The sequence below is a fragment of the Nocardioides baculatus genome (assembly GCF_016735675.1).
Taxonomy (GTDB): domain Bacteria; phylum Actinomycetota; class Actinomycetes; order Propionibacteriales; family Nocardioidaceae; genus Nocardioides; species Nocardioides baculatus.
Map to the genome: position 1 here is coordinate 408,865 of NZ_JAERSG010000004.1, position 11,358 is coordinate 420,222.

12 protein-coding genes are annotated in these 11,358 nt (G+C 71.4%); 3 read left to right on the forward strand and 9 right to left on the reverse strand.

Annotated features, from left to right (window positions below; all coding sequences use genetic code 11):
* Positions 1 to 10: 10 nt before the first annotated feature.
* A complete protein-coding gene (locus JI751_RS15085; RefSeq protein WP_201938475.1) occupies positions 11 to 1,051 on the reverse strand; it encodes an NAD(P)-dependent alcohol dehydrogenase in 1,041 nt (346 codons plus the stop codon).
* Between the two features lie 49 nt (positions 1,052 to 1,100).
* Positions 1,101 to 1,562, reverse strand: coding sequence for a MerR family transcriptional regulator (locus JI751_RS15090; protein ID WP_201938478.1), 462 nt, complete (start codon positions 1,560 to 1,562; stop codon positions 1,101 to 1,103).
* A gap of 92 nt (positions 1,563 to 1,654) precedes the next feature.
* Between JI751_RS15090 and JI751_RS15095 the strand changes: the two genes are divergently transcribed.
* Entirely contained in the window at positions 1,655 to 2,527 is an 873-nt protein-coding gene (locus JI751_RS15095; protein ID WP_201938480.1) for an oxygenase MpaB family protein, read from the forward strand.
* A complete protein-coding gene (locus tag JI751_RS15100; protein ID WP_201938482.1) occupies positions 2,524 to 3,105 on the forward strand; it encodes an HD domain-containing protein in 582 nt (193 codons plus the stop codon). Before JI751_RS15095 ends, JI751_RS15100 begins: the two co-directional genes overlap by 4 nt.
* Before the next feature lie 6 nt (positions 3,106 to 3,111).
* On the opposite strand, the gene JI751_RS15105 is transcribed toward JI751_RS15100, so the two are convergent.
* Positions 3,112 to 3,834: a GntR family transcriptional regulator gene (locus tag JI751_RS15105; RefSeq protein ID WP_201938484.1), complete on the reverse strand. Its 723-nt coding sequence runs from the start codon at positions 3,832 to 3,834 to the stop codon at positions 3,112 to 3,114.
* A gap of 118 nt (positions 3,835 to 3,952) precedes the next feature.
* Between JI751_RS15105 and JI751_RS15110 the strand changes: the two genes are divergently transcribed.
* Complete coding sequence (locus JI751_RS15110; protein WP_307814272.1) at positions 3,953 to 4,564, forward strand: alpha-ketoglutarate-dependent dioxygenase AlkB; 612 nt, start codon at positions 3,953 to 3,955, stop codon at positions 4,562 to 4,564.
* A 4-nt stretch (positions 4,565 to 4,568) separates the two neighbouring features.
* Here JI751_RS15110 and JI751_RS15115 read toward each other — a convergent pair whose 3' ends face one another.
* From JI751_RS15115 to JI751_RS15140, 6 genes are all read right to left on the reverse strand, one after another.
* On the reverse strand, positions 4,569 to 5,258 hold the full coding sequence (locus JI751_RS15115) for an SRPBCC family protein (RefSeq protein WP_201938489.1): 690 nt from the start codon (positions 5,256 to 5,258) through the stop codon (positions 4,569 to 4,571).
* The gene (locus JI751_RS15120) at positions 5,258 to 6,106 is read right to left on the reverse strand and encodes an FAD binding domain-containing protein (protein ID WP_201938492.1); all 849 of its coding nucleotides are present in this window, start codon (positions 6,104 to 6,106) and stop codon (positions 5,258 to 5,260) included. Before JI751_RS15120 ends, JI751_RS15115 begins: the two co-directional genes overlap by 1 nt.
* Positions 6,103 to 8,565, reverse strand: coding sequence for a xanthine dehydrogenase family protein molybdopterin-binding subunit (locus JI751_RS15125; RefSeq protein WP_201938493.1), 2,463 nt, complete (start codon positions 8,563 to 8,565; stop codon positions 6,103 to 6,105). Before JI751_RS15125 ends, JI751_RS15120 begins: the two co-directional genes overlap by 4 nt.
* The gene (locus JI751_RS15130) at positions 8,562 to 9,041 is read right to left on the reverse strand and encodes a (2Fe-2S)-binding protein (RefSeq protein ID WP_201938502.1); all 480 of its coding nucleotides are present in this window, start codon (positions 9,039 to 9,041) and stop codon (positions 8,562 to 8,564) included. The genes JI751_RS15125 and JI751_RS15130 overlap by 4 nt, the downstream gene beginning before the upstream one ends.
* 88 nt (positions 9,042 to 9,129) lie before the next feature.
* On the reverse strand, positions 9,130 to 10,356 hold the full coding sequence (locus tag JI751_RS15135; protein ID WP_201938504.1) for a transcriptional regulator: 1,227 nt from the start codon (positions 10,354 to 10,356) through the stop codon (positions 9,130 to 9,132).
* 80 nt (positions 10,357 to 10,436) lie between these two features.
* Positions 10,437 to 11,339: an exonuclease/endonuclease/phosphatase family protein gene (locus JI751_RS15140; protein ID WP_201938506.1), complete on the reverse strand. Its 903-nt coding sequence runs from the start codon at positions 11,337 to 11,339 to the stop codon at positions 10,437 to 10,439.
* Between the last annotated feature and the right edge of the window lie 19 nt (positions 11,340 to 11,358).

Below are 11,358 nucleotides of genomic sequence, written 5' to 3' on the forward strand. Positions count from 1 at the left end.
ATCCTCGACCTCAGTCCAGCGTGCTCGCGTCGATGACGAAGCGGTAGCGCACGTCGGAGGCGAGGACGCGCTCGTAGGCCTCGTTGACCTGGTCGGCGCTGATCACCTCGACCTCCGAGGCGATGCCGTGCTCGGCACAGAAGTCGAGCATCTCCTGGGTCTCCGCGATCCCGCCGATCATCGAGCCGGAGAACGAGCGCCGGTTGGACAGCAGCGCGAAGACGTTGACGTCCAGCGGCTCAGCCGGGGCGCCGACGTTGACCAGCGCGCCGTTGACGTCGAGCAGGCCGAGGTAGGCGCTCACGTCGATCCGGGCGCTGACCGTGTTGATGACCAGGTCGAACGACTCGGCGAGCGCCTCGAACGTGTCGGGGTCGCTCGTCGCGAAGTAGTGGTCGGCACCGAGGCGCAGGCCGTCCTCCTGCTTCTTCAGCGACTGGGAGAGCACGGTGACCTCGGCGCCCATGGCGTGCGCGATCTGGACGGCCATGTGGCCGAGACCGCCGAGACCGACGACGGCCACCTTCTTGCCGGGACCGGCGTTCCAGTGCTTGAGGGGCGAGTACGTCGTGATGCCGGCGCACAGCAGCGGCGTCGCGGCCGCGGCGTCCAGGCTCTCGGGGATCGACAGGACGTAGTCGGCGTCCACGACGACGTGGGTCGAGTAGCCGCCCTGGGTCGTCGTACCGTCGCGGTCGGTGGCTCCGTAGGTGCCGACCATCCCCTGCACGCAGTACTGCTCGTCGCCGCTGGTGCAGCGGTCGCACTCGCCGCACGAGTTGACCATGCAGCCGACGCCGACGCGGTCGCCGACCTGGTGGCGGGTGACCTCGGAGCCGACCTCGGTGACCCGGCCGACGATCTCGTGGCCCGGGACGAGCGGGAAGGGCTGCGGGCCCCAGTCGCCGTTGACGGTGTGGATGTCGGAGTGGCAGATGCCGGCGTACTCGATGTCGATGAGCACGTCGCGGGCGCCGACCTCGCGGCGCTCGATGGTCGTGGGGGCCAGCGGCTGGCCGGCGGCGGGTGCTGCATAGGCGTTGACGCGCATGCTGGAGCCTTCCGTTCTTCTCGGGGGGATGGACGGTCCGGGTGTCGGACTAGTCGTGCGTGACGGCTCGGAGCTCATCGGCGAGCTCACGGGCCCGGCGAGCGATCTGCTCGCTCCGGGCGGCGTCGCGGTCGGCGACCGCGCGCCAGTAGTCGATCTTGAGCGCGACGTAGCGCTGGCGCAGCGCCAGTGCCTCCGCCTCGGTCGTGAGGCGCGCCTGCTGCTCCTCGAGCAGCCGACGCTGGTCCGCGGCGGCCTCCGCGCCCAGCCTGTTGTTGGCCATGTAGGCGCGCATGTCACCGATCGACATGCCGGTGGCAGCCAGGCACGACACCCACATGAGCTCGTCGAGGTCACCGTCGTCGTAGACGCGGTGACCGCTGCTCGCGCCGCGGCTCACCGGCGAGATGACGCCGATCTGCTCGTAGTAGCGCAGCGTGCTGGCCGGCAGCCCGGTGAGGGCTGCCGCCTCCTTGATGGAGTAGCTGCGGGCTACGGCGTGGGTGGTCACGTCATCGACGGTAGGAACTTCGAGTACTCGAAGTCAAAGGCCCGCCGCGTGACGTGGCTCTCGGGCGTGGAGTCCCCCGCTAGCCTCGGGACGTGACCCTCCGCGACCGCCTCGGCACCGAGCTGTTCCGCAAGGTCGCCGGCCCCGACGGCGACAAGGCGCGCGAGCGCGTGCACGGCACCCCCGGCCCCCGCTGGTTCGCTCCCGACTCTCCCATCGCCCGTGTGCACGGCGACGCCTCGATGTTCGTCGGCGGCATCCGGGCGATCATGCTGCAGTCGCTCCACCCCGCGGCCATGCAGGGCGTGGCCGACCACTCGGGCTACCAGGGCGACATGTGGGGCCGGCTCGCCCAAGTCTCCACCTACCTGGCGATGACGACCTTCGGCACCGAGCGCGACGCGCTCCAGATCATCCGCGCAGTGCAGCGCGCCCACGAGTCGGTCGTCGGCACGATGCCGGACGGGACGCCGTACGCCGCCAGCGACCCGCACCTGCTCGGCTGGGTGCACGTCGCCGAGATCGACAGCTTCCTCGCCGCCCACGACCGCTACGGGGTCCGCCCCCTGGTGGGTCCCGAGCGCGACGAGTACGTCGCCCAGACCGGGGTCGCCGCGGCCCACCTCGGGGTGATCGACCCGCCGCAGTCGGAGGAGGAGCTGCAGCGGATGCTGGCGGCCTACGGTCCCGAGCTGCGCGGGACGCCCGCGGCCCACGACGCCATCCGGTTCCTGCTGCTGCACCCCGACCTGCCCCTGGCGGCGCGTCCGGGATACCTGTCGCTCGCCACCGCGGCGATCGGCCTGCTGCCCGCTCATGCCCGCCGCGAGCTGCGGTTGCCATGGGTGCCGCCGGTGACCAACCGGGTGCTCGGCCAGATCGGCACCCGCACCATCCGCTGGGCCATGTCGTCGGGCCACGAGCACGCCAGGTCGATCCAGCGCGAGACCGCTTCGCGGGCATGAGCCTCGCCGACCGCTGGCCGCTCGAGGACCACGTCGAGCTGCGCGACGCGCTCCTGGTCGCCTGGGACCGCGACGGCTACCACGACCTCCTCCACCTCGCCGAGGTGCTCGACCGGCTCGACGAGCTCGCCAGCGAGGATGTCGACGCCCCGACCGTCGCGCTGGCCGCGTGGTTCCACGACGCGGTCTACGAAGGGGCGGACGACGACGAGGAGCGGTCGGCCCAGTGGGCCGAGAGCGCGCTGCCGGCGGCGTACGCCGACGAGGTAGCGCGGCTCGTGCGGATGACCGTGCACCACCGCCCGGCCGACGACGACCCAGCGGGATCGGCCCTGAGCGATGCCGACCTCGGCATCCTCGCGGCGCCCCCGGAGCGCTACGCCGCGTATGCCGCGGGCGTGCGCGCCGACTTCGCGCACGTCAGCGACGACGACTTCCGGGCCGGCCGGGCCGCGGTCCTCTCCGACCTGGCGGCGAACCCGTCGCTCTTCCACACACGACGCGGACGCGAGCTCTGGGAGGAGCGGGCGCGCGCCAACCTCGCGCGGGAGCTCGAGGAGCTCCGGCGCGGGGAGTGACAGCGACTAGCGGTCCGCGAGCTGCTGGTAGACCGTGAACCGGTCGTGGCGGTAGCAGGTGCGCGAGACCTCGACGATCCGGCCCTCCGACACCGCACGGCGAGCGTGGCGCAGGACCGGGTCACCCTCGGCGATCTCGAGGACCGCTGCCTCGTCCGCGCTGGCACGGTCGGCGCTGATCGAGTCCTCGACCTCCGTCGGCCGCAGTCCGCGGGCGGCGAGGGCCTCGTAGAGGCTCGTCGGCGTGCCGTGCTGGAGGAACCCCGGCAGCAGCACCTCGTTGAGGTAGGCGTCCTCGACGCACACGATGGCCTGGTCGGCACGGCGCAACCGGCGCCAGTGCAGCACCGGGTCACCGGGCGAGATGTCGAGCGCGCGGGCGACACCCGGGCCGGCCTGCTCGACGCGGGCCAGCAGTGTCTGGGACTCCGGCAGCATGCCCCGGCGCTTGATCTCCTCGGTGAAGGAGGTCAGGCGACCGGCGGTCTTGGGCGGCTGCGCGACGAACGTGCCACGTCCCGGAATGCGCTCCAGGAGACCCTCGGCGACGAGGGCGTCGAGCGCCTGTCGTACGGTCATCCGCGCCACTCCGAAGCGAGCGACCAGCTCGCGCTCGGACGGTGCCGCGGAGCCGGGGGGCTGGGCCTCGATGAGGCTGCGGACGTGCTCACGGACCTGGACATGCTTCAGCGCCCGCTGGCGCGGTACGACGAGGTCCACGTGATCCATGGTGCTCAGGCTAGGACTGGGCTGGACCGGTGTCCGGGAATTGACCAACCATGTGGTAAAACCTTCGGACTATCTTGACGATCGAACAGGCGTTCGATCCATCGGTTATGCTGGTGCCGTGGACTTCCAGTCGTCCCTCTTCGCCGACGAGGCCGCAGCCGCCCCAGCGCTCGCCCCGGAGCGACGCGTCCTGTCCCGGGGCGCCTGGGTCGACGTCCAGCGCAACTGGCTCCCCGACCCCGACGCCGCCTTCACGGCCCTGGTCGAGCGGGTGCCGTGGCGCGCGGAGCGCCGGGAGATGTACGACGCCGTGGTCGACGTGCCGCGCCTCGTCCACACCTACCTCGCCGGCGACCCGCTCCCCCATGCCGCGCTCGACCGGGCCCGTGCCGACCTGAGCGCCCACTACCTGCCCGAGCTGGGCGAGCCCTTCGTGACCGCCGGCTGCTGCTACTACCGCGACGGACGCGACTCCGTCGCCTGGCACGGCGACACGATCGGTCGCGGTCGTGCCGAGGACACGATGGTCGCGATCGTCAGCGTCGGCGACCCCCGCCGGCTCCTGCTCCGTCCGCGTGGCGGCGGCCCGTCCATCGCGCTGACCATGGGTCACGGCGACCTGGTGGTGATGGGCGGCACGTGCCAGCGCAGCTGGGAGCACGCCGTGCCCAAGGTCGCCCACTCCGGCCCGCGGATCTCGGTGCAGTTCCGCCCCCTCAACGTCTTCTAGCCGGTCAGCGCTGGAGCAGCCTCCGCAGCACGGCGAGCCCGACGACCGCGGCCAGCGCCTGCTTCCAGTACGACTTGAGCAGCACCGGCAGCACCGCGCTGCCGAGGTCGAGCGCCTCGGTCTGCGCCGGCGGTGGCGGCGGCCGGGGTGCGGCCGGCCTCGGTGGCGGCGCATCGGCTGCGGCGGCGGCCAGTGGGTCACCGCCCGGCGCGGGGGCACCCGCGCCGGACGGTGGTTCGGGGGTGGGCTCGGGTGCCGTCAGCCGCTGCTCGAGGCAGGCGACGAACTGGCCGAGCAGCTTGTCCGAGACGTCCTGCATCACGCCGCGACCGAACTGCGCCGGCTTGCCGGTGATGGCCAGGTCCGTCTGCACGGACACGTCCGTCGAGCCGCCCGCGTCGGTCATCGTGACCACCACGTTGGCACCGGCCGTGCCGTTGCCGCGCTTGTCCTTGCCCTTGGCGTCGACGACGAAGCGGTGTGCCGCCTCGTCCTTCTCCACGAAGGTGCCGGTCCCGTTGTAGAGCAGCGCGATCGGGCCGAGCTTGACCTTCACCGACCCGGCGAACGAGTCGGCGTCGGCCTCGGTGACCTGGGCACCTGGGAAGCACTCGGCTACCGACGCGATGTCGTTGAAGTGCTCCCAGGTCTCCTCGACGCCGATGGGAACGGTGAAGCGGTGGCTCAGCTCCACTACGCGGCTCCTGCGGCCTTGAGCACGGCCCGACCGGTCAGCACCCGGGCGAGGTGCTGGCGGTAGTCGGCTGCGCCGTTGAGGTCCGAGGGCGGGTTGGTGCCCTCGGCTGCCTGCTCGGCAGCAGCGCGTACGCCGTCCTCGGTCGCGCTCGCACCCGCGAGCGCCGCCTCCGTGGCACGCGCGCGCAGGGGCGTGGAGCCCATGTTGGTGAGCCCGACCCTGGCCTCGTCGATCGAGCCCTTGACGGTGACCGCGACCGCGACGATCGGCCACTGGTGGGCGACCCGGACGAACTTCTCGTAGTGCGCGCCCCAGCCGGTGTGCTTGGGGATGCGCACCTCGGTGAGGATCTCGTCGTCGCCGATGGCCGTCTCGAAGAGGTCGACGAAGAAGTCGTCCGCCTCGACCGTACGACTGCCGCCCGGCCCCTGGACGACGAACTGCGCACCGAGCGCCAGTGCCGGAGCACCGAGGTCGCCGGCGGGGTCGGCGTGCGCGAGCGCACCGCCGAAGGTGCCGCGGTGACGGATCTGCGAGTCGGCGACCTCGGCCGCCGCCTTCGCGAGCAGCAGTGCGTGCTCCTTCACGAGCTCGTGGTCGCGCACGTCGTGGTGCGTGGTCATCGCGCCGATCACGATCGCGTCGCCGTCGTCGCGGATCCCGCGCAGCGAGGAGATGCCGTTGAGGTCGATGACGACCTCGGGGGCGTTGAGCCGCATCCGCAGGACCGGCAGCAGGCTCTGCCCACCGGCCAGGATCTTCGCGTCGTCGCCGTGCTCTCCGAGCGCGGCCAGCGCCTCCTCCACCGACGTGGGTGCGAGGTAGTCGAACTTCACCGGGATCATGCGCCCGCTCCTTCGTCCTGGTTCAACGAGCCTTCGTGGAAGTGGGGCATGGCGTCCGCCGGTGTGGCGGCGTCCCCGTCATTGGCATGGATCGCCCGCCACACCCGCTCCGGCGTGCACGGCATCTGGATGTCGTTGACCCCCAGGTGGCGTACGGCGTCGACGACCGCGTTGACCACGGCCGGGGTCGAGGCGATGGTGCCCGCCTCGCCGACGCCCTTGGTGCCGAGCGTGTTGGTCGTGCAGATGCTCGGGTCGTCGGTGTGGACGACGTCGAACGAGATCGTGTCGGCCGACGTGGGGAGCAGGTAGTCGACGAACGACCCGCTCACGAGCGTGCCGGCCTCGTCGTGCACCGCCTCCTCCCACAGCGCCTGGGCGATGCCCTGCACGAGCCCGCCGTGGACCTGCCCGGCGACGATCAGCGGGTTGATGATCGTGCCGATGTCGTCGCAGCAGGTGTACTTCCGCATCTTCACCGCGCCCGTCTCGGTGTCGACCTCCATCGCGCAGAGGTGCGTGCCGTGCGGGTAGTTGAAGTTGACGGGGTCGTAGGTCGCGTCGGCATCGAGCGTCAGCTCCATGCCCTCGGGGTAGTCGTGCCCCGCGAAGGTCGCCGTCGCCAGCTCCTGGATCGCCTTGCCCTGGTCGGTGCCGCGGACGGTGAACTTGCCATCGGCGTAGTCCAGGTCGTCGGCGTTGGCCTCGAGCAGGTGCGCCGCGAGGACCTTGGCCTTGTCGATCACCTTGTCGACCGCCTTGACGAGCGCCTCGCCGCCCACGACCAGCGAGCGCGAGCCGTAGGTGTCGAGGCCCTTGGGCGCCACCTGGGTGTCGCCGTGCAGCACCTCGACGTCCTCGAAGGGCACCCCCAGGCGGTCGGCGACGATCTGGCTGAACGCCGTCTCGTGGCCCTGCCCGTGGGCGCTCGCACCGGTGACGACCTCGACCTTGCCGAGCGGGGTCAGCCGCACGCTCGCGCTCTCCCAGCCGCCGGCGCCGTAGTCCAGGCTGCCGAGCACCCGGCTCGGGGCCAGGCCGCACATCTCGGTGAAGGTCGAGACGCCGATGCCGAGCTGCACCCGGTCGCCGCGCTCGCGACGCTCCGCCTGCTCGCGCCGCAGCTCGTCGTAGCCGAACGACGCCCTGGCCTTCGCGGTCGCTGCCTCGTAGTTGCCGGTGTCGTACTCCAGACCGGCGACGGTCGTGAACGGGAACTCCTCGTGGGTGATCCAGTTGCGCTCGCGGATCTCCAGCGGGTCGACGCCCACCTCCGCGGCGAGCTCGTCCATGAGCCGCTCGATGGCGTACGTCGCCTCCGGCCGGCCGGCGCCGCGGTAGGCGTCGGTGAAGGTCGTGTTGGTGAGGACGGTCTGGCACTCGAAGCGGTAGGCCGGGAACTTGTAGATCGCGTTGAACATGAACGCGCCGAGCACCGGGACACCGCCACCGACGATGGCGACGTAGGAGCCGAGGTCGGCGTCGAGGTGCACCTTGAGCCCCGTGACCTTGCCGTCCTTGTCGGCCGCGAGGGTCAGCGTCTGCACCTGGTCGCGACCGTGGTGGGCGGCCATCAGGCTCTCGCTGCGGGTCTCGGTGTACTTCACCGGCTTCATCAGCCGGCGGGCGACGGCCCAGGCGATCCACTCCTCGGGCGTGACCTGCAGCTTGCCGCCGAAGCCACCGCCGACGTCGGGGGCGATGACCCGGATCTTGCTCTCGGGCACGCCGGTCGTCGCGGCGAGCGCGAAGCGGAGGATGTGCGGGATCTGGGTCGCCGACCACATCGTGATCTGCTCGCCGGTGGGGTCCACCACGACGCTGCGCGGCTCCATGAAGGCCGGGATGAGTCGCTGCTGGCGGTACTCCCGCTCGATCACGATCCCGTTGGCGCGGGCCTCGGTGATCGCGGCCTCGGCGTCGGTCCCGGTGCCGGCCTCGCCGGAGTCGAAGACCCACAGCGCCGACTTGTTGGTGCCGAGGTCCGGGTGGGCCAGCACCTCGTCCTTGAGGGCGTTCTTGATGCCGACGACGGCCGGCAGCTCCTCGTACTCCACGTCGACGAGCTCGGCGGCGTCACGGGCCTCGGCGGACGTCCTGGCGACGACGACGGCGACGATCTCGCCGGCGAAGGCGACCCGGTCGGCCGGCATCGGCGAGTGGGCCGGGGTCTTCTGGTCCGGGGTGATCGGCCACGCGTTGATGCACGCGCCGAGCTCCTCGCCGAAGTCCTTGCCGCTCAGCACCGTCACGACGTTGGGGGACGACTTCGCGGCCTCCACGTCGACCGACGTGATGTTCGCGTGGGCGAAGGGGCTGCGCACCATCGCGAGGTGCAGCATCCCGGGCAGCGTGATGTTGTCGGTCCAGCGCGTACGACCGGTGATCAGGCGCTGGTCCTCCTTGCGCCGGCGGTCCTTGCCGATCTCGGCGGCCGGGCGGTCCTGCGTGGCGGTCATGCCTTCACCCCGGTCTGCTCGGCGGCGTGCAGCACGCTCTTGACGATGTTGTGGTAGCCGGTGCAGCGGCAGAGGTTGCCCTCCATGCCGAGCCGCACCTCCTCCTCGGTCGGGTTCGGGTTCTCACCGAGCAGGTCGACGGCCTGCATCACCATCCCGGGGGTGCAGAACCCGCACTGGAGGCCGTGGCACTCGCGGAACGCCTCCTGCACCGGGTGCAGGTCGCCCTCGGCCGTGTCGGCGAGTCCCTCGATCGTGGTCACGGTGCGGCCGTTGGCCTGCACGGCGAGCACGTTGCACGACTTCACGCTGGTGCCGTCGAGGTGCACGGTGCACGCCCCGCAGTTGGAGGTGTCGCAGCCGATCACGGTGCCGGTCTTGCCGAGCTTCTCGCGCAGGTACTGCACCAGCAGCATGCGGGGCTCGACGTCGTCGGAGACCGCAGCCCCGTCGACGGTGAGTTCGATCTTGGTCATCGGGCCACTCCAGTGTGAGGCGGGTCACGTCCTGGTCCGAACCTAGGTCGCGCTGGTTGGCCGATGGTTGGACGTGTGGACCAGCGCGTCAGCGGCCCGCCGCGAGCTTGCCCTTGAGCAGCGGCGCGACCGGGTGGTGGACCGGGAGGGAGGCGAGGCACGCCTCCACGACGGCGGTGTCGTAGGGCGCGAGGTCGCTGTAGCGCAGGACCGCGTCGGGGTCGGGCTGGACGAGCAGCGCCTCGCGGACGCTCACCGCGAGGTAGTCGCCCATCTGCACGAGCGCCGGGGACTCCGTGCCCGGGAGCAGGTCGCCGCCGTAGGCCCGCACCGCGGCGCGTACGTCGCCGCGGCGCAGAAGGCGCTGGACCTCCTCGACGTCGGTGGTGACGGGGAGCGTGAGCTTGTAGGGGCGCGACGAGAGCTGGCCCGCCAGCGCGGCGCGCAGGTGCGACACCTCGGCCTTGAGCGTCGAGGTGGTCACCGACGAGTCGCCGTAGAGCAGCGAGTGGAGGTGCTCGACCGAGAGACCGCCGGGGTGCATCGCCAGCAGCGCGAGGATCTCGGTCTGCCGCCGGTTGAGCAGCAGGCGCTGCCCGTCGAGCCACACCTCGGCGGTGCCGAGCAACGTCAGCGTGAGACCGGGGTCGGCGGGAGCGGCCGCGCCGAGCGGGGTCGTCCGCCGGTCGGACGGCAGGGCACCCTCGATCAGCCGCGCCATCACCCGTGCCGTCGCCAGGCCGATGGGGTGGGTGCGGTCCCAGGTCGTCGAGAGGTCGATGACGCCGAGCGGCCGACCGCTCGCCGGGTCGAAGACCGGGGCGGCCCAGCACACCCAGTTGTGCACCACCTCGGCGTAGTGCTCCGCACTGAAGACCATCGAGGGAGCGCCGGTCCGCCCGGCGATCGCGAGCGCGTTGGTGCCGACGCTCGCCTCGTCCCACCGACCGCCGGGCACGAAGTTGACCGTCTCCGCCTTGCGGCGCATCACCCGGCCGCCGTAGGTCCAGAGGATGCGGGTCTGCTCGTCGGTGACCGCGATGACGAGGTCGCCGTCCTCGGCCGTCCGACGCAGCTCGTCCTGCACGCGGCTCACGGCGGTCTGCAGGGGCGACTGGTTCCAGAAGTCGGCGGTGTCGCCCTCGTCGGCCAGCGGCGCGTGCGTGACGTCGGGTGAGACCACGCCCGAGAGCTGCCAGCTGCTGAGGATCTCGGGCCGGACGGTCTCGGCCTCCTCCTCGCCGTCGGCGACGAACTGCGTCCACGCGCGCACGGCTCGCAGCCTGCGTGCGTGCAGGTCCTCACTCGTCGACATGGCAGCTCCCCACGGGTCGCGGCCAACCTAGCCCGAGTGTGACGCTCGCAACAGGGTGGAGCGGACCGGGCGGCCGGATCTCAGCCCACGCGTCGGAAGGTGGCGACGATGCCGGGGTGGTCGGTGACCAGTCGGCGGTACATCTCGAAGGAGTCGATCCGGAACTCGGAGCTGCGCTCGGCCATCACGTAGTCGATGCCCGACCCGCCCTTGCGACCGCTGTAGTTGGTCTCGAGGCGCAGCGGCCGGGTGATCCGACCCTTGACGAGGTCGTCGGTGAGGTCGCGGTTCTCGGTGACGTTGCAGTCGCACATCGCCACGAACTGGTGCTCGGGACGCGTGCCCTTCCTCAGGTCGCGGAGCCGGTCGGCCATCCGCCACATCGCCCGCACACCGGCCATGTTGTGGTAGTTGGGGCCGCCCGTACGACGGTTGTGCAGGTGGTTGGGCAGGTGGAAGCTCACGGCGCGGATCGTGTGGCCGGTCCGCCGGTGGCGGAGCACCGCCACCACGCCGTACTGGTCGTGGGCGACCTGTCCGGTCTGGCGACGCCAGGTCCTGCCGGTCAGCAGGGCCGACCAGGTCTTCTCCAGCTCCCACACGTCCTTGTCGAAGGCGATCGGGTTGTCGTCGGTGCCCGTCGGGCCCTTCGGCATGAGCAGGGTCCACGACTTCGGCAGCGAGGCGCGCAGGGCCGGGCGGCTGAACAGCCGCTCCTGGAACCCGATCACCGAGGCGTCGCCGGAGATGACGCGGCCGATGTCGTGCCGCATGCCGGGGACCCGCATCCCCTTCATCAGGTTCAGCGTCGCCACGCTGAACCGGACCGGCACCTTGGACGCGGTGCGGGTGTCGGAGCCGGTGTCCTCACGCGCCTGCGCCGGCGAGACGACGAGGGTGGGTGCCGCGGTCAGCAGGACCAGCGTGGTGACCAGGGCTGCGAGACGGACGAGGGTGCGGTGCAACGGGGGGTGGCAAAACATTCGAAAGACAGTAGGTGGG